We start from the raw sequence: 23543 nt of genomic DNA, 5'->3' as shown, positions 1-23543 counted from the left end.
ACACGGGGAATGATGCCTTAGACGGTCATCGGGTTGGGTTTGGCGGGAGCAAGGTTGTACTTCTTGAGCGCCTCGGCGACGACCTTGCGTTCGATCGTGCCTTCATCTGCCAGTGCATTCAACGCGGCAACCGTGACCCAGAAGCGGTCGACTTCGAAGAAGTGGCGCAGCTTTTCGCGCGTGTCCGAACGGCCGTAGCCATCCGTGCCCAGCACGACGAACTTCTGCGGCACGAACGCGCGGATCTGCTCGGTCAGCGCGCGCACATAGTCGGTCGAAGCGATGACCGGACCTTGTGCGTCCTTCAGCAGCTTCTCGACGTGCGAGACCTTCTTCTCTTCCGTCGGATGCAGCAGGTTCCAGCGCTGCACTTCATGACCTTCGCGAGCGAGTTCGGTGAAGCTCGGCACGCTCCAGAGGTCGGCAGCGACGCCCCAGTCGTTCTTCAGAAGATCAGCAGCGGCGATCACTTCGTTGAAGATCGTACCCGCGCCCATCAGTTGAACGCGCGGCGCCTTCGAGTCGGCTTCGGCCTTCTTGAACGAGTACATACCCTTGATGATGTCAGCGGCTACAGCATCGCCCTGCGGAATCGCCGGGTGCTCGTAGTTCTCGTTCATCACCGTGATGTAGTAGTACACGTCTTCCTGGTCGGCGACCATGCGACGCAGACCGTCCTGCATGATGACCGCGAGTTCGTAACCGAACGTCGGGTCGTAGCTGATGCAGTTCGGCACCGATGCCGCCCACAGAAGCGAGTGGCCGTCTTCGTGTTGCAGACCTTCGCCGTTCAGCGTCGTGCGGCCCGCGGTGCCGCCCAGCAGGAAGCCGCGCGAACGCATATCGCCCGCCGCCCATGCCAGATCGCCGATACGCTGGAAGCCGAACATCGAGTAGAAGATGTAGAACGGGATCATGATCTCGCCGTGCGTCGAGTACGACGTCGCGGCTGCGATCCAGTCACACATCCCGCCGGCTTCGTTGATCCCTTCCTGCAGGATCTGACCGGATTCCGATTCGCGATAGAACATCAGCTGGTCGGAATCTTCCGGCACATACTTCTGGCCGTCCTGATTCCAGATACCGATCTGACGGAACAGGCCTTCCATACCGAAGGTACGCGACTCGTCCGGCACGATCGGCACGATGCGCTTACCGAGCGCCTTGTCTTTCAGCAGGATGTTCAGGATCCGCACGAACGCCATCGTCGTGGAGATTTCACGGCCTTCGCCCGTGCCCTTCAGCAGCGGCTCGAACGCGTCCAGCGCCGGCACCGGCAGCGCCTCGGCCTTCTGGCGACGCGCCGGCAGATAACCGCCGAGGTCCTGACGGCGAGCGCGCATGTACTCGAGTTCCTTCGAACCTTCTTCGAACTTGAGGTACGGCACGTTGACGAGATCTTCGTCCGAGATCGGCAGACGGAACTGGTCGCGGAATTTCTTCAGCTGGTCCACGTGCAGCTTCTTCTGCTGGTGCGTGATGTTCATCGCCTGGCCGGCTTCGCCCATGCCGTAGCCCTTGATCGTCTTCGCGAGGATGACGGTCGGCTGGCCCTGGGCATTCGTGGCTTCGGTGAACGCCGCATAGATCTTGTGCGGATCGTGGCCGCCGCGATTCAGATTCCACACGTCTTCGTCGGACCAGTCGGCGACCAGTGCCTTCAGTTCAGGCGTATTGAAGAAGTGTTCGCGAACAAACGCGCCCGACTCCGACTTGTACGTCTGATATTCGCCGTCGACGACTTCCATCATCCGGCGCATCAGCGCGCCCGACTTGTCGCGTTGGAACAGCGCATCCCAGCGGCTGCCCCAGACGACCTTGATGACGTTCCAGCCGGCGCCGCGGAACTCGCTTTCGAGTTCCTGAATGATCTTGCCGTTACCGCGCACCGGACCGTCGAGGCGCTGCAGATTACAGTTGATCACGAACACCAGGTTGTCGAGACGTTCGCGACCGGCCATGCCGATTGCGCCGAGCGATTCCGGTTCATCCGTTTCGCCGTCGCCGAGGAAAGCCCAGACCTTGCGGCCTTCGGTCTTCGCAATGCCGCGCGCCTGCATGTACTTCATGAAGCGTGCCTGGTAGATCGCCATGATCGGACCGAGGCCCATCGAGACGGTCGGGAATTGCCAGAAGTCCGGCATCAGCCACGGGTGCGGATACGACGAGATGCCCTCGCCGCCCACTTCCTGACGGAAGTTGTCGAGCTGGTTTTCGCTCAGACGGCCGAGCAGGAACGCGCGCGAGTACACACCCGGCGACGAATGGCCCTGCACGAACACGAGGTCGCCGCCATGTTCAGCCGACGGTGCGTGCCAGAAATGGTTGTAGCCGACGTCGTACAGCGTGGCCGCCGACGCGAACGATGCAATGTGACCGCCGACGTTCGTGTCCTTGCCCGCGCGCAGCACCATGGCAATGGCGTTCCAGCGCGTGTACGAGCGAATGCGGTGTTCGAGGTCCTGGTCGCCGGGAATCGGCGCCTGACGCGACACAGGAATCGTATTGATGTAGGGGGTGTTTGCAGAGAACGGCAGATGTTCGCCGTGTACACGGGCGAATTCGATCTGTTTTTCGATGAGGTAGTGAGCACGATCGGGGCCCACAGCAGAAATCACGCCATCCAGCGCTTCCAGCCATTCGCCGGTTTCCTGGGGATCGTCGTCTTTCTCAGCGGCGACATATTTCATGACTTCGTCGGGTACAGCGGACATGCTCGTCTCCTGGAATTAGAGGAACGCTCTTTGATCAGACGACGCGGACGAAGCACGACCGCGGCAGCTTCGGCCGATTGTAAAAGGGGTCCCGACGTCCGCGCAACAAAATTTTCGAATTACGAGATCGATTCTCATAATGCGGAAAATTGTTGCGGCGCAACCTGATTTGACTGCCGATCGACGGATACGCCGGCTAGTTTGCGCCGATTAATGGTTCTTTCAGCGCTTTTTTGCGCCATTTGCTAGCGACTCGCTGCGCTACAATGCCACGCATGTTGACCGAACGGCTTTTCGCTCGCTCGGCGCGCACCGCTGGTTCGCCGGCGGATTCGACGCCGTCCTCCCGCTGGCACCACGGACCGTGGTGGTCGAACTCCTATTTGCTCACGCCGCTGCTGTCGATCCTGGTTTTCCTGGTCGTCATGAGCCTGATTCTGTGGAGCCTGAACCGGCGCGAACAGCAGCAGCAGGAAGACACGCTCTACCGCAATGTCGCGTGGGCGCAGCAGCAAATCCGCCTGTCCATGACTGGCGCGCAGGAACAGATTCAGGCCCTCGCCCGCGATCTCGTCGCCGGCCACGCCGATCCGCATTCATTCCAGGTGTCCACCACGGACATCATGCAGGGGCATCCCGAGATCCTCTACATGAACTGGTACACGAGCCTGCAGCAGCCGCGCTGGCCCAGTACCGCACTTCCCGTGTTCGGCCAGCGCCTCGCCAAGCCGAATGACGCGCAGATGGACGAAGCCGTCAAGGCCGCCTTCAACGAGGCGCGCAATACGCGCCGCCAGGTGTACTCGCCGCTGATCTACGACGACCTCGGCAACGGCTACATTACGTTGCAGACGCCGGTCTACCGCGACCGTGACTTCCTCGGCACGATCGCCGCCGTGTTCTCGGTGGAAGGCATCCTGAAGCACGACATTCCGCCCGAGTTGTCGGCCAAATACAAAATCTCGATCATCGACGTGAACAACCGCGAGTTGACCACCACGTCGACCCGTCCGCGCCTGCCGCGCGACATGTTCTACGATCTGCCGCTCGACCCGCCGGGCCAGGGCGTCTCGGTACGCGTCTACGCGTTCCCGCAGATGACCAACTTCACCAACAACACGCTGGTCTGGCTGGTGGCGGGCCTCTCGTGCTTTGTGCTGTGGAGTCTGTGGAGCTTGTGGAAACACACGCGGCAACGCTTCGAAGCGCAGCAGGCACTCTACGCCGAAGCCTTTTTCCGCCGCGCCATGGAAAACTCGGTGCTGATCGGTATGCGCGTGCTCGATATGCATGGCCGCATTACTCACGTCAATCCGGCCTTTTGTCGCATGACCGGCTGGGACGAAAGCGATCTGGTCGGCAAGAACGCGCCGTTCGCTTACTGGCCGCGCGACGCCTACCCTGAAATGCAACGCCAGCTCGACATGACGCTGCGCGGCAAGGCGCCCTCTTCGGGCTTCGAATTGCGGGTGCGCCGCAAGGACGGTTCGCTGTTCCATGCGCGTCTTTATGTGTCGCCGCTGATCGACAGCTCGGGCCGCCAGACCGGCTGGATGTCGTCGATGACCGACATCACCGAACCGAAGCGCGCGCGCGAAGAACTCGCCGCCGCGCACGAGCGCTTCACGACCGTGCTCGAAAGCCTCGACGCCGCCGTCTCCGTGCTGGCCGCCGACGAAGCCGAACTGCTGTTCGCCAACCGCTACTACCGCCACCTGTTCGGCATTCGCCCGGACGGTCATCTGGAACTGGCGGGCGGCGGATTCGACAGCGCCCAGGCATCGTCCGATTCGATCGATATGGTGGATACCTACGCCGGCCTGCCCGCCGCCGCGTTGACCGAAAGCACGGCCGACGCGCAGGAAATCTACGTCCAGAGCATCCAGAAATGGTTCGAAGTGCGCCGCCAGTACATTCAATGGGTGGACGGCCACCTCGCGCAGATGCAGATCGCGACCGACATCACCACCCGCAAACAGGCTCAGGAACTCTCGCGCCAGCAGGACGAGAAGCTGCAGTTCACCAGCCGCCTGATGACGATGGGCGAGATGGCCTCGTCGCTCGCGCACGAACTGAATCAGCCGCTCGCCGCGATCAATAACTATTGCTCCGGAACGGTTGCACTGGTTAAATCCGGTCGGACGACGCCTGACAATCTTCTGCCCGTACTCGAGAAAACCGCTCAACAGGCGGTGCGAGCCGGCATGATCATCAAGCGCATTCGCGAATTCGTGAAACGCAGTGAGCCGAAACGCCAGGCCACACGCGTGGCCGATATCGTCGCCGACGCGGTGGGCCTCGCCGAACTCGAAGCGCGCAAGCGCAAGATTCGCATCGTGACCGATCTGCGCTCGCGACTGCCGGTGATCTACGTGGACCCGGTGCTGATCGAGCAGGTGTTGGTGAACCTGCTGAAGAACGGCATCGAAGCCATGCACGATGCGCGCCCGAATGCGGTCGACCCGGTGATTCGCGTGGTCGTGCGACTGGAGAGTGGATTTGTCTGCATCAGCGTGGTCGACCAGGGACCGGGTGTCGATGAAGCGACAGCCGAGCGTCTCTTTGAACCGTTTTACAGCACCAAGTCCGACGGTATGGGCATGGGGCTGAACATTTGCCGTTCGATTATCGAATCGCACCGCGGCCGTCTGTGGGTGGTCAACAACGTCGAATCTGACGGCCACATCACAGGCGCCACGTTCCATTGCAGTCTGCCTATTGGAGAGCCCGACGGCCCGAGCAACGGCGGGTCAGAGGCGCCGACACCACAAACCGTTACGGGAGAGCTATGAACAGCCCAGTCACCACACAGGAAACTGTCTTTGTCGTCGACGACGACGAGGCCGTGCGAGATTCGCTGCGCTGGCTACTGGAGGCGAACGGCTACCGCGTGCAATGCTTCTCCAGCGCCGAGCAGTTCATCGACGCGTGGCAGCCGCATACGCATCCGGGCCAGATCGCCTGCCTGATTCTCGATGTGCGGATGTCCGGCATGAGCGGGCTCGAGTTGCAGGAACGCCTGATCGCCGACAACGCCTCGCTGCCGATCATCTTCGTGACGGGTCACGGCGACGTGCCGATGGCCGTGTCGACGATGAAAAAAGGCGCCATGGACTTCATCGAGAAACCGTTCGACGAAGCCGAACTGCGCAAGCTGGTCGAGCGCATGCTCGACAAGGCGCGCAGCGAAAGCACCAGCGTGCAGCAGCAACGCGCCGCCGCCGAACGCCTGGGCAAACTGACCGCGCGTGAGCACCAGGTGCTCGAGCGCATCATCGCCGGCCGCCTGAACAAGCAGATCGCCGACGACCTCGGCATCAGCATCAAGACGGTTGAGGCGCACCGCGCGAACATCATGGAAAAGCTCAACGTCAACACGGTCGCCGATCTGCTGCGCCTCGCGTTGTCGAACAAGCCGCAACCGGCGCAATAAACGTAACGCCCGCGGCACGCGCCGCGAGTCGCGACTGAGCTTCAACGGCCGGACTGTCGAAAAGTCCGGCCCGTTTTCCATCCTCCTCTCCTCCCGCTTTGCAACGACCGCGCTCGGCACGGCTCGACGCATCCGCATGCACGTTTGCATCCGCATTTGCATCGGCATTTGCTGCCGCATTTACTCCCGCTAATCATTACGCATTACTCAGCATGCGTTTTCGTCGCGCGGCAATAATTTCTTTCCCCTGACAAGATTGACAAGGTTCGCTGCGTCCCTTAATTTACGCAGACCTCCTCAGCAGGGATCCTTGATGCCCGATAAACGCAGGACACGTGTGCTGCCGTTGTCATGTGCGGCGCCGACGTGCGATGCAAAGCAATTCATGCGGATCGATCGCATTGCTGAGGTATCTGTCATATCGAACGGTTCAGGCGAAACTGAGCCGCCCCTTGTTTTTACCCGCTTCCCTCTCCATTCCATCGCGCCGAAGCGACGCAGCATGCGCTGCGCATCGATCTCGCGCGTCTAACCCGAAGTTCCAGTATTGGCCGGGCGAGTTTGCCCCCGTGCCACAGGCACCGGCATAAATTCGGGGATCCGGTTTCTGTCTACGGGTGGATCTGTCTGATCAGATCGAGTGCGTGACGCTGCGTCACATTGGGCGTGGTGATGATGTCGAACGTCGGCGCCTCGGGGCCAGCTCCTGGTGTGCGGCAGGTGTTGCGCACAATGCTGCCCAGCTCGGCCATCAGCGTGGAGAAGCTGTGGACGGGCGAGCCATCCGCCACGGTGCGACTCACCACCTTCTCCTGCGCCTGCTGCGAGCGCTGCGCCGGCGCCACCGGGTCGCGCGTGGCCTTGGCCGCCAGGTCGGTGTCGGCGAACATCAGTTCGCGCCAGGCTTCGAGCATGTGCCATTCCACGTAGTAGGCGAGCATGCACAGCAGAATGTGCGCGCGCACCCGAGCAGCCGTGCGATGGTGGATTGGGCGCACCTTCAGGTCCACCGTCTTGAGGCTGCGGAAGGCCCGCTCGACGTTGGCCAGCGCCTTGTAGTTGCGCACGCACTCGGCCGCCTCCATGCGCGTGGCCTCGACCGAAGTACGGATGATGTAGATGCCGTCCAGCGCGGCCTCCGCGGCGATCGCCTCGTGCTTGCGCGTAAACGAGAAGCTCCCGTCGCTGATCTGCAGTTCAAAGTGTTTGGCCACCTTGTACTGGTTGACCACCTTGCCCACGCGCAGCCCAATCGCATCGGCGCCCTTGAGTCTGCCCGCTTCCACGCGTTCCTTGATCTGCTGCAGGTTCTTTTCGGTAGCAGCGAGCAGGTCCTGCCGCTTGTGCGCTCGCAGCGTCGCGAGCTGCGGATTGCGACACGCCACCAGCCGCTCGCCGGGATACTCCGGCGAGGCGATCTCCATGAGGTTGTGCTCATCGAACAGCCCCAGCTGCAGTTGGCCCTGCTCGACCAGTGCGCGGATCGATGCACTCTTCAAGGCCGTGATCCAGTCGATGCCCTGCGTCTCGCGCAGCTCGTCGATGGCCTTGCTGGAGATCATGCCGCGATCGCCGACCATCACCAGCTGCCCGACGCCGAAGCTCTCGCGCAGGCGCTGCACCTCGGGCAGGAAGGTGCTGCTGTCGGCCACGTTGCCTTCATACACCGACACCGCTACCGGGCAGCCCCGCGCATCGGTGAGCAGTCCGTAATTGACCTGCAGCAGTCCCTTCTTGCCGTCGCGGTTGTGGCCCAGCCGGGCCAGCGGGCAGGTGGTGCCCTCGAAGTAGCTCGAACTCAGGTCGTACAGCACCAGGCCGCCGGCGCTCAAATGCCGCGCGGCGAGCTTCTTCTGGATCGCGTCCTGGCGCGCGAGCAGCCAGTCCATCGCCGCGTACAGATCGTCCTCGTTCGCGTCGGCCACGCCGAAGTCCGTCGCCAGCGTGGTGGTGTGCCACCAGCGCGTGGTGGCCAGCTTTGTGTGCGGCGCCACGATGCGCGCGGCCACCATCGCCAGCACCCGTTCGCGCTCAGGTGAGGGCTTGCTGCCCAGCAGCGACGCGAAGTCCAGGCGCTGCATCGCCAACTCAACGGCCTGCACATGGCCGTGAGCGAGGGAGCCGGTGACTTCGAACGCCTGGCCCAGCGGGACGAACGTCTCGCCCTGCAGCGAGCGCCGAATGATCTCGATCAGCGGCTCGGGCAGATGCGAGAGGTTGCCCAGCGTCTCGTTCTTGACCTTGCCGTCCTCGCGGTAGCTACGTCGCAGCAGGTGCGTGCGGTACACCGTGCCCTTGTAAGTGCGCGTTGTGGTGACGACGTGAGCGGTTCCAGTCCTGCTTGCCATAGAACAAATATAGGTAATATTGCGTAGATTTCAAGAAATTTTAGTGACTACATTTTGTAATCCACAGGAAGGGCTTCGAAAGCGCGGATGCCTTGAAACACGGGGGCTTGCACCCGCTTGGTGGCTTGGGTGGATGGGGGAACTTCGGTCTAACACAGCCGGGAGGATTTCATCGTGAAACGATCCGGAACACACCGTTCGCGTGTGCTGCTTGTTTGCGCCGCACTTGCGGGCGCACCACTCTTCGTCGGCCTTGCTACACCGAGCGCGGCGTATGCGCAAAGCGCCGCGAAGATTTCGAACCAGCAACTCGATTCGCTGACCGCGCCCATCGCGCTCTATCCCGACGCCCTGCTCGCGCAGGTGCTGATGGCCGCCACCTTCCCGCAGGACGTGCAGGCCGCCGCCGCATGGTCGAAAGCGAACTCGAAGCTGCAAGGCGACGACGCCGTCAAGGCGGTCGCGTCCGAGACGTGGGACCCGAGCGTGCAGTCGCTGGTCGCCTTCCCGCAGGTCCTCGCGACGATGGCGTCGAAACCCGACTGGGTCACGCAACTCGGCAACGCCTTTCTGGCCCAGCCAAACGACGTGATGGACTCCGTGCAACGCTTGCGCAAACAGGCGCAGGCCGCCGGCAATCTGAAGACGAGTTCACAGCAGAAGGTCGTGGTCGAGCAAAGCACGATTCAGATCGTGCCGGCCAATCCGCAAGTGGTCTACGTGCCGACATACAACCCGACTGTCGTCTACGGTACGTGGCCCTATCCCGCCTACCCACCCGTGTATGTTCCGCCGCCGCCCGGTTATGCAATCGCGACCGGCCTGGCTACCGGCCTGGCGTTCGGCGCCAGTATCGCCGTTGCCAATTCGCTGTGGGGCGGTTTCAACTGGAACACGCATGATGTCAACATCAACGTGAACCGGTACAACAACATCAACGTGAACAACCGGCTCAATGTGAACAGCAGCACGACGAACTGGAACCGCAACACCAACGTCAATCGCAACGTCAACAACACGACTATCAACCGCAACGCCAACAACAACCTCGGCGGTGCGCAGCGCGATGCCTACCGCGGCCGTGACGATAATGCCCGTGCCCAGGCGCAGCAGACCTTGCAGAACCGCACCGGCCAGAACCTGAGCGGCAGCGCGAGCCAGCGCGTGCAGGGGATTCATCAGGGCGGCACCGCGAACGCCGACCTGCAGAACCGTGCGCAGAACGCCAATCGCGACAACGCATTACGCGGCGCCGGCGACGGCAATGCCGCGCGGCAGGACACGCAGCGCGGCGAGGCAAGCCGCAACGCAGCCGCGAACCGCTCTAACCGCTCCAGCAGCAGCGGCCTCGGCGCCAACGGCGGCGGCCAGCAACGCTCGGGCGGCGGTCTCGGTGCAAATGGCGGTGGCGTCCAGCGCGGCGGCGGTGGTGGTGGCGGCAGACTGGGCGGTGGCGGCGGCGGTGAGCGTCATCTCGGCCGCAACCGTTGAACGATCGGGAGGAGTCTCTAATGATTCGCTTATTTCCACGCGGCGCGTTGCGCGCCCACGTTGTGACACTCGCCGTCGCCCTCGGCACGACCGGCACGCTGCTGGTGGCGCCCGTCCTGCTGCTCGGCACAAACGCCGCACACGCGCAAGCGGTCTACCCCACTGCCGACGAAGCCGCCAATGCGTTCGTCGACGCGTTGGCCCGCAACGACGAAGGTGCGCTCAAACACGTGCTCGGCAACGATTTTCATCGCTTCATTCCTTCCGAGGGAATCGGCGAGGACGACATTTACCAGTTCCTCGGCGCATGGTCGAAAGGGCATCAGATCGTCGACGATCCCGTGAAAGGCAACGGGCGCGCCACCGCGCATCTGGCGGTCGGCGACAGTGGCTGGACGTTGCCGATTCCGCTCGTGCAGGCCGCGCATGGCTGGCGCTTCGATCCGCCCGCCGCGCAGGACGAGATGCTGACGCGCCGCATCGGCCGCAACGAACACGCTGCGATCCTGACCTCGCTTGCCTACCTCGACGCGCAAAACGACTATCGCAATCTGACCCAGCACTACGCACAGCGCTTCGTCAGTACGCAAGGCCAGCATGACGGCCTGTATTGGGCAACAGCGCCCGGCGAAACGGAAAGCCCGCTCGGACCGCTCGCCGCCACCATGCCCAACGGCACCTTGCCGAAAGAGGCCTATCACGGCTATCACTACCGGATCCTGACGGCGCAGGGGCCGCACGCGAAGGGCGGCGCGCAGAACTACGTCGAAAACGGCGTGCTGACCAAAGGCTTCGGTCTGATCGCCTCGCCTGCCGAGTACGGCAAGACCGGCGTGATGAGCTTTATCGTCAATCAGGACGGCCAGGTCTATCAGAAGAATCTCGGCCCGCAGACCTCGCGTGCCGCGGCCGCCGTTAAATCGTTCGACCCGGACGATAGCTGGCAGCCCGTGCAGCAGTAGAGATTGAAGGGTGCTCGATCGGCCGCGGCGGCGCGCATGCCCGTCCGCGGCCGATTTATTTTTGGGTCTACGCGAGTGGCGTGTCGCGCCATGCCGGGCCGGTATAATGTCGGACTTTGCAGCGCTGCTTATCCCTGATTCGCGCCGCGCGCTTTTCCTGTGCCGCCCCGTTTCTGGTGAAAAGCGCCATCGCACGTGCCGCACAACACGCGCGCTTGCGCCCTGCCCCGCTTTCCAAACTGCCCATCTCGACCGACCATGACTGCCAAACTGATCGACGGCCTAGCCCTTTCCAAGACCCTGCGCGCCGAAGTCGCCACGCGTGCCGCCGCCCTCACCGCTCGCGGCCATCAGCCGGGTCTCGCCGTGGTGCTGGTCGGCGACAATCCGGCCAGCGAGGTCTATGTGCGCAACAAGGTCAAGGCGTGCAACGACAACGGCCTCGGTTCGTCGTTCGACCGCTATCCGGCCGATCTGCCGGAAGCCGAACTGCTGGCGCGCGTCGACGAACTGAATCGCGATCCGCGCATCCACGGCATTCTGGTGCAACTGCCGCTGCCGCCGCATATCGACAGCCACAAGGTGATCGAGGCGATCGCCCCGGAAAAGGACGTGGACGGTTTTCACGTCGCCAATGCCGGCGCGCTGATGACCGGCCGGCCGCTGTTCCGTCCGTGTACGCCGTACGGGGTGATGAAGATGCTGGCGGCCTACGAGATTGCGCTGCAAGGCGCGAACGCGGTGGTGATCGGCCGCTCGAACATCGTCGGCAAGCCGATGGCGCTGCTGCTGCTTGAAGCCGGCGCAACCGTCACGATCTGCCATAGCAAGACGTGCGATCTGGCCGCCCACACGCGCAACGCCGACGTGGTGGTCGCTGCCACCGGCCTGCGCAACATTCTCACGGCGGACATGGTGAAACCGGGCGCAGCCGTGATCGACGTCGGCATGAATCGCGACGAAGCGGGCAAGCTGTGCGGCGATGTCGATTTCGCGGGTGTCAAGGAAGTGGCCGGCTACATCACGCCGGTGCCGGGCGGCGTCGGTCCGATGACCATTACCATGCTGCTCGTCAACACGATCGAAGCCGCCGAGCGCGAAGCGCCAGCAAACGCTTAACGATGCAAGCGCATGCCGGCGAAGCGGTTTCGCCGGCATGCAAGACTACGATGCTCGTTGGCACGCTCAGCGCCAACAAGCTCTCTCAGCGCACCGCCTGATCCCCAGTCGCCACACCCGCGCCAAGCGGCGTCGACCGACGCGCAAGGCGCCCCCGGCACCACATCAGCACGGGGCGCTCCACAACATGCCATGACAGCGCCGCGCACAGCAGAATAAACGGCGCGGCGACCAACACCGCCGTCACATGGCCCAACTGCGGCGCGATGTTCGCAACGCATTGCTGCACCATGAAGCCGTACAGATAAATCCCATACGAGTAATCGTGGCGCGGCACGAAGCGCCGCAAGAGCGGCGTCGTGCCCACCCACAGCACGCCGTAAACAAAAGCCACGTAGAACAACGGCTGAGCGCCGGCTGTGTCGCGGAACACCAGAAACACCATCACCAGCGCGAACGCCGTCAGGCCGTTGATATCGATCCGTTCGCGCCAGCCGTACAGCAGCATCCCCAGCATGAAAAAACGGTGCCGGCCAGAACGAAAAGCCGCCGGGCGTTTCGCTGAAATCACGCAACCCGATTTGCAGATGCGGCAGATGCACGCGCAGCATGAACGCGGCACACCCGAGCGCCGCCGCCAATGCCACGCCGCGCGCATTGGACAACAGCCCCACCATGCCGGTCACCATGACGATCAGATAGCAGCGCACTTCGAGCGGCAGCGTCCACAGCGACCCGCCGACGCCGCCCGGAATACGGTTGTGCTCGAATACGCCAGGCAGCGTCCAGCCGGCGTTGAGCACGATCGTGGAGAAGTTATCGAGGCCGGCCCGCGTCATTCCGGAGGCGAAATAGTCGCGCAGCGGCAGTGTCGTCGAAAACGGTCCGAGGACAAACACCGCCACCAGGGAAGCGCCCGCCACCGCCGGCCACAGCCGTGCGATACGCAACACGGCAAACCGAGGCACCGAGCGTTGCCGGTCGAAACTGGCGGTCACCAGCATGCCGCTCAACAGAAAAAATGCATAGACGGCGAGTGCGCCGAAACTGTCAAAGCCGAGCGCGTTCTGGACCCAATCCGCCGTGCCGTCAGGTGCTTGCAGCAGATACGAGTGGCCATATACGACGGCAATGGCGGCAAGCAGCCGCACAAGGTCGAAGTTATTGCCGTTGCGCGATAGAGCGTGCGAAAGCGGGTTCATTCCTACCTCTTGCAGAAAGCGCCGCCGACGCGTAGCGACACGCCAGAATGCGGCATGGCAGCAATTCCCACCGTTCGCTTTCGCACAGAGTCCAGCGGCGCATTCCCGCCGCCTGAACCGCGTGCGGCGTTCGCGCCCCGCGCACGGTCACGCGACATCTGATAATTTGTCTGCCGACGGATTGGAATCGGCGCGCCCTGCCCCAATAATGTCCTTATGGAGTGTCATTGGGGCGTTGCCGCGCGCGCCCGTCGATGCACCAATTACCCGTTCACCCGCGTCAGACAGGAAGCCTTATGTCCACTACCCCCTCGCATCAAGACAATCCGCTCCTCGATTTCTCCGACCTGCCGCGCTTTGGCGAAATCCGCCCCGAACACGTCACGCCCGCCCTCGATGTCCTGCTCGCCGACGCGGCTGCCGCCGTCGAGCGCGCCGCCCAGCCTATTACGCCCGCTTCGTGGGCCGACGTGGTCGAACCGGTCGAGCGCGCCACCGAGCCGCTGTCGCGTGCCTGGAGCGTAGTCGGCCATCTGAACGCCGTGGCCGATACGCCAGAACTGCGCGCCGTGTACGGCGAGAATCTGCCGCGCGTCACCGAATTCTGGTCGAGCGTCGGCCAGAATCTCGCGCTGTACGAGAAGTACAAGGCGATACACGCCAGCAGCGATTTCTCGTCGCTGACCGGCGAGCGCAAGAAGATTCTCGGCAATGCGCTGCGCGATTTCCGCCTGTCGGGCGCGGAATTGCCGGAAGACCAGAAGCCGCATTTCGCCGAATTGCAGGAAAAGCAGGCAGGGCTGTCGAAAGCGTTTTCGGACCACGTGCTCGATGCGACGAACGCGTACGCCTATATCGTCGAAGCCGGCGATGAGGCGCAACTGGCCGGCCTGCCGGAAGACGTGATCGAAGGCGCGAAGGAAGCGGCCGAACGCGAAGGCAAGACCGGCTACAAATTCTCGCTGCACTTCCCGTCGTATTTCCCGGTCATGCAGTACTCGGAAAACCGCGCGATGCGCGAAACGATGTACCGCGCGTATGTAACGCGCGCGTCCGAACTCGGTCCGCAGTATGGCAACGGCAAGGCGGAATGGGACAACACGGCAGTACTCGCCGATCAACTGAACCTGCGCGCGGAAGAAGCGCACATGCTGGGCTACAACAACTTCGCCGAAGTCTCGCTCGCGCCGAAGATGGCCGAGTCGCCGGCGCAAGTCATGGCCTTCCTCGAAGACCTCGCCACGCGCGCGCGGCCGCACGCTGAACAGGACTGGAAAGAACTGCGCGAATTTGCCGCGAGCGAACTCGGCATGGCCGAGCTGCAGCCGTGGGACATGACGTTCGCCGCCGAACGTCTGCGCCAGAAGCGCTATTCGTTCTCCGAGAACGAAGTCAAACAGTACTTCCCGGAAGACGTCGTATTCAAGGGCCTCTTCAAGGTCACCGAAACGTTGTTCGGTGTACGCATCCGCCGCGACGAAGCGGCCATCTGGCATCCGGACGTGCGCTTTTTCCGCGTCGAGAATCGGGACGGCGGCCTCGTCGCCCAGTTCTATCTCGATCTGTACGCACGCGAAGGCAAACGCGGCGGCGCATGGATGGACGATGCGCGTGGCCGTCACAAGCACACGCACGGCAGCGTGCAAACGCCGGTCGCGTATCTGACGTGCAACTTCTCGGCACCGGTCGGCGGCAAGCCCGCCTGCTTCACGCATGATGAAGTAATCACGCTGTTCCACGAGTTCGGCCACGGTCTGCATCACATGCTCACGCGTGTCGATGAACTCGGCGTGTCGGGCATCAACGGCGTCGAGTGGGATGCGGTCGAATTGCCGTCGCAATTCATGGAGAACTTCTGCTGGGAATGGGACGTGTTGAGCGACATGACCTCGCACGTCGACACCGCGAAGCCGCTGCCGCGCGATCTGTTCGACAAGATGCTCGCCGCGAAGAATTTCCAGAGCGGTCTTGGCACGTTGCGCCAGATTGTGTTTTCGATGTTCGATATGCAACTGCACACCGGTTTCGATGCGTCCGGCACGAAGAACGCGACCGAACTCGCGAGCGAGATCAACGAGCGTTTCCACGTGGTGCCGCAAGCGCCGTTCTCGCGTTGGCCGAATACGTTCAGCCATATTTTCGCGGGTGGTTACGCGGCGGGTTACTACAGCTACAAGTGGGCTGAAGTGCTGTCCGCCGATGCGTATGCCGCGTTCGAAGAAGCCGCGCAGGCCGCGAGCGGCAGCGTGCTCGATCAGGCAACCGGCCTGCGTTATCGCAAGGAGATTCTGGAAGTGGGCGGCAGCCGTCCCGCAATGGAATCGTTCAAGGCGTTCCGCGGCCGCGAGCCGAATATCGATGCCCTGTTGCGGCACAACGGCATGGCGCCTGCCGCCGCGCATTGAGCTTGCGTTGAGGCATTGGCCGGCGTTGTAGATCACGCCGGCATCGATAAAAAGCCGGTGGCTTGCGTGAGCAAGCACCGGCTTTTTTCATTCACGCGTCAGTACGCCGCGCGCGCGGCGGCTAACCGCGATGCAGCTTGAAATCCACCTGCGCGGGACGCCCTTCCAGCGACAAGGCCGCACTCGCAGCGGGCGCACGGCTCACCACCTTGCCGCGACTCACCACCGCGAGCCGCGCGGCGCGCAGACGGATCGCTTCGACCGGATCGCGCGCGTCGAGCAGCACGAGATTGGCGGCGCAACCCGGCGTGATGCCGTAGTCTTCCAGACCGAGAATGCGCGCGGCGTTCACCGTGACCGAGTCGAAGCACGCCTGCATGCCGTCGACGCCCGTCATCTGCGCAACATGCAAGCCCATGTGCGCGACTTCGAGCATGTCGCCCGAACCGAGGCTGTACCAAGGGTCCATCACGCAATCGTGGCCGAACGCGACGGTGATGCCCGCCGCCATCATCTCCGGCACGCGCGTCATGCCACGCCGTTTCGGATACGTGTCGCTGCGGCCTTGGAGCGTGATGTTGATCAACGGATTGGCAATCGCCGCGACGCCCGACTCGCGCATCAGCGGCAAGAGCTTGCTGACGTAGTAGTTGTCCATCGAATGCATCGAGGTCAGGTGCGAACCGGCGACGCGCCCATGCAAGCCGAGCCGGTGCGTTTCGGCCGCGAGCGTTTCGATATGGCGCGACATCGGATCGTCCGATTCGTCGCAATGCATGTCGACGCGCAAGCCCTGCTCCGCCGCGAACTCGCACAACATGCGCACGGACTGCGCGCCGTCGGCCATCGTGCGTTCGAAATGTGGAATGCCGCCGACCACGTCGACGCCCATCGCAATCGCCCGCTTGAGATTCTCGAATGCGCCGGCACTGCGCAAGACGCCGTCCTGCGGAAACGCGACGAGTTGCAGGTCGAGATACGGTGCGACGCGGCGCTTCACTTCAACCAGCGCCTCGACCGCGAGCAAGCGCGGATCGCATACGTCCACGTGACTGCGAATGGCCAGCAGACCGCGCGCGACCGCCCAATCGCAGTACTGCAGCGCGCGCTCGATCAGCGCCTCCTGCGTCAGATGCGGTTTCAGTTCACCCCACAGCGCGATGCCTTCCAGCAAGGTGCCCGACGCATTCACCCGCGGCAGACCGTACGACAGCGTCGCGTCCATGTGGAAATGCGGATCGACGAATGGCGGTGTAACGAGCGAACCGGCGGCGTCGATTTCTTCGCGAGCGGCCGCGGCAAGATTTGCTTCGACGGCGACGATGCGGCCTGCTTCGATGCCGATGTCAACCGGCTGCCCGTGCTGCGGCGCGACGCCCGGCGGCAGCATCGCGCGGCGGATAATCAGATCCATGGTTCGCTCCCTGTTGACCGGTCTTTGAGTGACTACGATTCTATCGGCGTCAGAAAGGGCGTGCCGGCGTTTTGTTTTAACAGGAAGCCGTACCGGCAGGCAGAGGAAAATCCGTACCGGCTGCGAGCCCGGGCGCCCGCCTATACTCGACGTTCCACACGTTCGATGCTTGGGCGTTCTGCGTTGGCGTTGGCATCATCCACTCACGGAGCAAGACCATGAAGACCATCGGCGTGATCGGCGGAATGAGTTGGGAGTCATCTACCGAGTACTACAAGCTCCTGAACCGTCACGCCAAGGCGCGCCTCGGCGGCCATCACAACGCGCGCAGCCTGATGCTGACGCTCGACTTCGCGCCGATCGAGGCCAACCAGCGCGCCGGCGACTGGACCGCGCTCGGCAAACAACTGGCCGATGCCGCACGCCATCTCGAACGAGGCGGCGCCGATCTCGTGATACTGGCTACCAACACGATGCATCGTGTGGTTGAATCGATCGAACAGGCGATCGACGTACCGTTCCTGCACATCGCCGATCCGACCGGCAGCGCACTGCGCGCGGCGGGAATCGAGCGGGTGGGCTTGCTGGGTACGCGCTATACGATGGAGCAGACTTTCTACACGGGGCGCTTACGCGAGCGCTACGACCTCGAGACACTGGTTCCCGATGAAGCCGAACGCGCGGAAGTGCATCGCATCATCTACGAGGAGCTGTGCCACGGCAACGTGAATGACGCCTCGCGTGCAGTGTATCAACGTGTGATCGAAGGACTCGCGGCGCGCGGTGCGCAGGCGGTGATTCTCGGCTGTACGGAAATCACCTTGCTGATCAAGCCGGAAGATTCGGTGTTACCTGTGTTCGACACAACCGCGTTGCATGCGCAAGCGGCGGTGGAATGGGCGATCGAGTCGGACTGAATGCAAGCGCGCGTGCCGCATGCGTGAGGAGACGGAAAGCAGGCGCCAGAAGTTAAAAAGCCCGCGTAGCTTGCGCTAGCGGGCTTTCAACAATACTTGGTTGCGGGGGTAGGATTTGAACCTACGACCTTCGGGTTATGAGCCCGACGAGCTGCCAGACTGCTCCACCCCGCGTCAGAGAAAAAGGATTGTATAGGGACGCTCGCAAGACGTCAAACTATCGGGTGAAATAGTTTCAGACGAGGCGCAGCGCAGGTCCGCATTCATGCAGCAAGCAAATGCCGTCAATGAGCGAGCAGCTCAGAGATCTTCGACCGTTGCGCCTTCCACTTTGCCGTCGATGATGTCCGCGCCGTACTGACTCGCTCTGCGTTTCGCGACGCCGAAATCGGAAAACGTGGCCGGCAGTTCGAGACGAAATACGCGGCTTGCCTTCGAGCCGCTGATGGCGCCCGGCCGGCAGACGCGTACCGCAACGTCGTAACCTTCGGCATGACGCTTGTGACCGTCGAACTTGTCGAACTCCCGCGAAAACACCAGCGGATGCACTTCGAAGTCCTTATAAAGGGCTGGATAAACTTGAGCCATGATGAATCCCCAATGCGCGTCAATGTGAACCCACTATACGCCGGGGCACGGCCGGATCGCGCTTTTATTTTTCGCCGCCGACAAGGCAATTTTCACCGTCGCTCGTCTCGCGCGATAAGATGCGGGACTATCGGAATCAAGCCGGTGCTGCCAAACCGAATCCGGGTCGCCAGATGGGTAGCCGCCGCGGCGGAACAAAGTAAAAACGCGGGGTCCGCACCCCACAAAGCCTTGCCCAGCAAGAATGTGAGAACGCCATGAAAATCGCCACCTGGAACGTCAACTCCCTGAAAGTCCGTCTGCAGCACGTCATCGACTGGCTCGACACCAGCCACGCGGATGTGCTGTGCCTGCAGGAACTGAAGCTGACCGACGACAAATTCCCCCGCGCCGAACTCGAAGCGAAAGGCTACCGGAGCTGGTTCGCGGGCCAGAAGACCTATAACGGCGTCGGCATCCTGGTGCGCGAAGGCCTGAACGTCGACGAAAGCAGCGTCGTGCGCAATATCCCCGGTTTTGAAGACCCGCAGCAACGCGTGGTCGCCGCGACTGTCGAGGACGTACGCATCATCTCCGCGTACTTCCCGAACGGCCAGGCGCCGGGCACCGACAAATTCGCCTACAAGCTGCGCTGGCTCGCCGCACTGCACGACTGGATCGCGAGCGAAATGGCGCTGTATCCGAAGCTCGCGCTGCTCGGCGATTACAACATCGCGCCGGAAGATCGCGACGTGCACGATCCGAAAGCATGGGAGGGCCAGAATCTGGTGTCGCCCGAAGAGCGCGCCGAATTCGTGAGGCTGATCGAACTCGGTCTCCTCGATGCGTTCCGCCAGTTCGAGCAGCCCGAGAAGATCTACTCGTGGTGGGACTACCGGATGATGGCGTTCCGCCGCAATGCGGGGATGCGCATCGACCACATTCTGCTGTCGAAAGCGCTCGCCGAACTTTGCTCGTCGTGCGATATCGACAGGGTGCCGCGCAAATGGGATCAGCCGTCGGACCACACACCGGTGGTCGCGCAGATCGGCTGAACAGCAGCGCACGCGTGGCCTCAGGCGAGGCCTCAGCAAGGCCCGGGCGGAGCGGCGGCCGACCTGTTTCAATAGCCTACGCCGGCCCGTTCAAACAGCGCCACAAGAACTCGAACACCATTGCATCATGCTCGGCCTGCTCCAGCTCATCGGAGCCGCCGTGGCCCCCTTCCGTGTTCTCTCGATACCAGACCCTGTCCGCGCCCAGCGCCTGCATGCGCGCGGCCATCTTGCGCGCGTGTCCGGGATGCACGCGGTCGTCCGCAGTCGATGTGGTGAATAGCACGGGAGGATAGGCCACATCCGCACTCACTCGGTGATAAGGCGAGTAAGCCGCCAGCATGCGTGCTTCGTCGGGCTCGTCGGGGTCGCCGTATTCATCGATCCATGACGCGCCCGCGTGCAGCAAGTGATAGCGGCTCATGTCGAGCAACGGCACCTCGCACACCACGGCGCCGAATAGCTCGGGCCGCTGCACCATGCACGCCGCGACCAGCAGGCCGCCATTGCTGCCACCCTGAATGCCGAGTTGCGCGGCACTGGTTACGCCTGTGCGAATGAGCGCCTCGGCCACCGCGATGAAGTCGTCGAACGCGCGCTGCCGGTGCTCGCCCTGCGCCGCCATATGCCACGCTGTGCCGAACTCGCCGCCGCCGCGAATATGCGCCACAACGTACACGCCGCCCCGCGCCAGCCAGCCGATGCCCTGCCCGGTCAGATAACCCGGCAGCAGCGGAATCGCGAAGCCGCCGTAACCGTTGAGCAGGCAGGGGCGCGCCGGCTCGTGGGCTAGCTCGGGCGTATGCGTATGCGCGTGCTCATGCGTCTGCTTGCACCCTTGACCGCGCGTCTGCTGCACCGTCTGCCCTTGCTCCATCTGTTGCACAACCCGCGGTCCGATCACGGTGTACGGCACCCGCGTGCCGTCCGTGGACACTGCGTGCCCACGCGTCACCGCGAACGGCGCCGCGTCGAACTGAGTCGGCCAACGGTCGAGCAGCGCCCAATCGCTCAGGTTGTTCTGGGCAAGATCGGTGAGCCAGTACGCAGGCGGCTGCAAATAATCGTCGGTGTCGACGAACACTTCGTCGTTCAGCGTCGGTTCGACGGGCGAAACGTCGGCTTGCACGTCGTCACGCGATGGAAAGAGGCGTTGATGCCAGTGCCAGGTCTGATCGTCCGCCTGCGACGGTATCCACAGCGAGGTCCTGCTCTGCACGTTCTCCAGATACGACACGATCAGGACATTGCGCGTATGCGTCCACTCGCAAGCGGAGGTTTGCGAGGTCGGCATGAAAAGCGGCGTCACGTCGTGCTCGCCACGCAAGAACGCGCCTTCGCGGATCGCCAGCAGCGCGCCGCCCGGATAGCACACACCGTTGCAGTCCCAATCGAGGCGCGGTTCGAGCAGCAGCCAGCCCTGCCAACCGCCGACCGCGACGTGCGACGGCACGTCGTACTGCTGCCAGGCATCGGCACTGTCTGCGGTGCCCGCGACACCATCGAGGTAATACGTATGCGAATCGAAGAAATCGACGCTGCTCACCATCGTGTGGCGCTGTTCAACCGGATCGTAATGCGCCTCCACGCCGATGTCGCCGAATGCACCTTTGAAAACCACCGGCGCATCGGCCAGCGCACTGCCCCGCGTCCAGCGTCGCACTTCGCGCGGATAGCCGGAGCGCGTCAGCGTCTTGCGGCCGTTGTCCCAGCCGACGTAAAGCGTATTCCGGTCGATCCACGAAGCCGTGTGCTTGCCGGCCTTCGCAATCACGAAACCGTCGTCGACAAAACGTTGCGCGTCGATGTCGAACTCGCGCACAACCAGCGCATCCGAACCGCCCGGCGACAGCGTGATCAGCGCGCGATCGCCGTCCGGATAGAGAATGTCGAGTTCGGCGCAGACCCACGGCGTGCCTTCGGCCGCACCGAGCGCGTCGAAGTCGAGCAGGTTCTGCCAGACGGGCGCGCCGCTGCGCCAGGCCGCCCATGTCGTGCGTCGCCAGATGCCTTTGGGATTGCGTTCGTCCTGCCACAGATCGTAGGCCCAATCTTTCCAGCGATCGGGAATGACCGGACGCTCGCGCGGCAGATAAGCGTCGGCAAGCCGCCGTTGGAGCGACTCGAATTCCGCGCCGCGGCACCATGCGGTGCGCGTGCGGGCGTTCTGCGTTTCGACCCACGCGAGCGCGCCGGGGTCGTCGAGCGCCTCGAGCGACAGAAAGGGATCGGGGGAAAGCGGCCAGGAGAAAGAGGCGGGAGGAGCGGGCATCGTCGGCTGTCGAATGAAAACAGCGTCGATTATGCCTTGCGTGAGCGCGGGAGCCTTTGTGAGGCTTGATGCCGGGACGGCTGGCACGCCGCCCCAGCTATCTCAGGGTTCGAGATTGAGTTCCTGAATCTTGCGCGTGATCGTATTGCGGCCAATGCCCAAGCGCTCCGCGGCCTCCACCTTGCGTCCGCGCGTGAAATCCAGCGCCTCGCGAATCACCGCCGCTTCGAAACGGCGTGCGAGTTCGTCCATGACGTCGGCCGCATTCTCGCGCAACATCCGCGCGACTTCGGTGCGCAAGCCGCCTTCCCAGGCGCTCACGGTGGTCGCTGCCGGCATGCCGGCAGCAGAAGCCGGATGCGTGGCCGCGCCGATGCCATTGATCGGCGCGCCGCCGGCGAGGCCTGATTCACCCGCGCCGATCACGCCGCTGCCACCGCCCGCGAGATCGGTTACGCCTGCTTGCGCGGGCCCCAGATCGGGCGGCAAGTCCTTGATCTCGATGGTCTGCGCCGGCGCCATCACCGTGAGCCAGTTGGCGAGATTCTCCAGTTGACGCACATTGCCCGGAAACGGCAGCGAGGCCAGATAAGCAAGCGCATCTTCTGACACGCGCTTCGGCTCCACGCCCAGATCGCGCGCACTCTTTTGCAGGAAGTGACGAGTGAGCAGCGGAATGTCTTCGCTGCGCTCGCGCAACGCCGGCAAGCGCAAGCGGATCACATTGAGCCGGTGATACAAGTCCTCGCGGAACAGGCCCTGACGCACGCGCGATTCGAGGTTCTGGTGCGTCGCCGCAATCACGCGCACGTTGGCGCGCAACGGATTGTGACCACCGACGCGATAGAACTGCCCGTCCGAGAGCACACGCAACAGGCGTGTCTGCAAATCGAACGGCATGTCGCCGATTTCGTCGAGAAACAGCGTGCCGTTCTCGGCCTGCTCGAAGCGCCCCTGGCGCATGGCCTGCGCACCGGTGAACGCACCGCGCTCGTGACCAAACAGTTCGGACTCCAGCAGATCCTTCGGAATTGCCGCCGTATTCAGCGCGATGAAGGGACCGTTCGCGCGTGGGCTATGTCGGTGCAACGCGCGCGCGACCAGTTCCTTTCCGGTGCCTGATTCGCCGGTAATGAGCACGGTGGCCGCGGAATGCGACAGCCGGCCGATCGCGCGAAACATGTCCTGCATCGCCGGCGCCTGCCCGAGCATCTCCGGTGCTTCGGCGACGCGGTCATCCCACGTCTGTTCGCCGCGCATGCTTTCGTCGACCGCGCGGCGGATCAACTCGACCGCCTTGTCGACGTCGAACGGTTTGGCGAGGTATTCGAAAGCACCGCCCTGGAATGCGGCGACCGCGCTATCCAGGTCCGAGAACGCCGTCATGATGATGACGGGCAGGCCCGGCACCTTGTCACGGACGGTTTGCAGCAATTCGAGGCCGGAGCCGCCAGGCATCCGAATGTCGGACACCAGCACCTGGGGGCTGTCGTGATCGAGCGCCGCCGAAGCCTCGCGCACGTTCGCGAAGCTACGTGTCGCGAAGTTTTCGCGAGCGAGCGCTTTTTCGAGCACCCAGCGAATCGATTGATCGTCGTCTACTATCCAGATCGGCTTCATATAGGTCGGTCAGAAGTCTTCAGT

General features: G+C 63.1%; 14 protein-coding genes, 1 tRNA gene and 1 pseudogene. 8 read left to right on the top strand and 8 right to left on the bottom strand.

The window, feature by feature from the left end:
- Positions 1-17: 17 nt before the first annotated feature.
- A complete protein-coding gene (aceE, locus tag B0G76_RS06195; RefSeq protein WP_120290928.1) occupies positions 18-2714 on the bottom strand; it encodes a pyruvate dehydrogenase (acetyl-transferring), homodimeric type in 2697 nt (898 codons plus the stop codon).
- A 275-nt stretch (positions 2715-2989) separates the two neighbouring features.
- Between aceE and fixL the strand changes: the two genes are divergently transcribed.
- The gene (fixL, locus tag B0G76_RS06190; RefSeq protein ID WP_120290926.1) at positions 2990-5506 is read left to right on the top strand and encodes an oxygen sensor histidine kinase FixL; all 2517 of its coding nucleotides are present in this window, start codon (positions 2990-2992) and stop codon (positions 5504-5506) included.
- The gene (fixJ, locus tag B0G76_RS06185; RefSeq protein ID WP_011488992.1) at positions 5503-6147 is read left to right on the top strand and encodes an oxygen response regulator transcription factor FixJ; all 645 of its coding nucleotides are present in this window, start codon (positions 5503-5505) and stop codon (positions 6145-6147) included. Before fixL ends, fixJ begins: the two co-directional genes overlap by 4 nt.
- 611 nt (positions 6148-6758) lie before the next feature.
- On the opposite strand, the gene B0G76_RS06180 is transcribed toward fixJ, so the two are convergent.
- Positions 6759-8495, bottom strand: coding sequence for an IS1634 family transposase (locus tag B0G76_RS06180; protein ID WP_120290289.1), 1737 nt, complete (start codon positions 8493-8495; stop codon positions 6759-6761).
- Between the two features lie 174 nt (positions 8496-8669).
- Between B0G76_RS06180 and B0G76_RS06175 the strand changes: the two genes are divergently transcribed.
- The 3 genes from B0G76_RS06175 to folD all read left to right on the top strand — a co-directional run bounded on the left by B0G76_RS06175 (position 8670) and on the right by folD (position 12067).
- The gene (locus B0G76_RS06175; protein WP_120290924.1) at positions 8670-9986 is read left to right on the top strand and encodes a DUF3300 domain-containing protein; all 1317 of its coding nucleotides are present in this window, start codon (positions 8670-8672) and stop codon (positions 9984-9986) included.
- A gap of 20 nt (positions 9987-10006) precedes the next feature.
- Positions 10007-10948, top strand: coding sequence for a DUF2950 domain-containing protein (locus B0G76_RS06170; RefSeq protein WP_120290922.1), 942 nt, complete (start codon positions 10007-10009; stop codon positions 10946-10948).
- Between the two features lie 258 nt (positions 10949-11206).
- Entirely contained in the window at positions 11207-12067 is an 861-nt protein-coding gene (gene folD, locus B0G76_RS06165) for a bifunctional methylenetetrahydrofolate dehydrogenase/methenyltetrahydrofolate cyclohydrolase FolD (protein WP_120290920.1), read from the top strand.
- 85 nt (positions 12068-12152) lie between these two features.
- Here folD and B0G76_RS06160 read toward each other — a convergent pair.
- Positions 12153-13269: pseudogene (locus tag B0G76_RS06160) on the bottom strand (acyltransferase family protein).
- Between the two features lie 296 nt (positions 13270-13565).
- On the opposite strand from B0G76_RS06160, the gene B0G76_RS06155 reads away from it, so the two are divergent.
- Entirely contained in the window at positions 13566-15674 is a 2109-nt protein-coding gene (locus B0G76_RS06155) for a M3 family metallopeptidase (RefSeq protein WP_120290918.1), read from the top strand.
- A gap of 121 nt (positions 15675-15795) precedes the next feature.
- Here B0G76_RS06155 and B0G76_RS06150 read toward each other — a convergent pair whose 3' ends face one another.
- The gene (locus tag B0G76_RS06150) at positions 15796-17088 is read right to left on the bottom strand and encodes an amidohydrolase family protein (RefSeq protein WP_120290916.1); all 1293 of its coding nucleotides are present in this window, start codon (positions 17086-17088) and stop codon (positions 15796-15798) included.
- Positions 17089-17306: 218 nt separating this feature from the next.
- On the opposite strand from B0G76_RS06150, the gene B0G76_RS06145 reads away from it, so the two are divergent.
- Positions 17307-18005, top strand: coding sequence for an aspartate/glutamate racemase family protein (locus B0G76_RS06145; protein ID WP_120290914.1), 699 nt, complete (start codon positions 17307-17309; stop codon positions 18003-18005).
- A 97-nt stretch (positions 18006-18102) separates the two neighbouring features.
- Here the strand turns inward: B0G76_RS06145 and B0G76_RS06140 are convergent.
- Positions 18103-18179 (bottom strand) — tRNA-Met (locus tag B0G76_RS06140).
- A gap of 126 nt (positions 18180-18305) precedes the next feature.
- Positions 18306-18593 carry a hypothetical protein gene (locus B0G76_RS06135; RefSeq protein WP_120290912.1) on the bottom strand — a complete coding sequence of 96 codons (288 nt, stop codon included), beginning with the start codon at positions 18591-18593 and terminating at the stop codon, positions 18306-18308.
- Between the two features lie 257 nt (positions 18594-18850).
- On the opposite strand from B0G76_RS06135, the gene xth reads away from it, so the two are divergent.
- Positions 18851-19627, top strand: coding sequence for an exodeoxyribonuclease III (xth, locus tag B0G76_RS06130; RefSeq protein ID WP_120290910.1), 777 nt, complete (start codon positions 18851-18853; stop codon positions 19625-19627).
- 76 nt (positions 19628-19703) lie between these two features.
- Here xth and B0G76_RS06125 read toward each other — a convergent pair whose 3' ends face one another.
- Both B0G76_RS06125 and ntrC read right to left on the bottom strand, forming a co-directional pair.
- Positions 19704-21899 (bottom strand): prolyl oligopeptidase family protein, encoded by a 2196-nt coding sequence (locus B0G76_RS06125; protein ID WP_120290908.1) that lies wholly within the window; start codon positions 21897-21899, stop codon positions 19704-19706.
- Positions 21900-22001: 102 nt separating this feature from the next.
- Positions 22002-23519 (bottom strand): nitrogen regulation protein NR(I), encoded by a 1518-nt coding sequence (gene ntrC / locus B0G76_RS06120; RefSeq protein WP_120290906.1) that lies wholly within the window; start codon positions 23517-23519, stop codon positions 22002-22004.
- Positions 23520-23543: the final 24 nt, after the last annotated feature.

Source organism: Paraburkholderia sp. BL23I1N1 (genome assembly GCF_003610295.1).
Taxonomy (GTDB): Bacteria; Pseudomonadota; Gammaproteobacteria; order Burkholderiales; family Burkholderiaceae; genus Paraburkholderia.
This window is presented reverse-complemented; position numbering and strand designations above follow the sequence as displayed.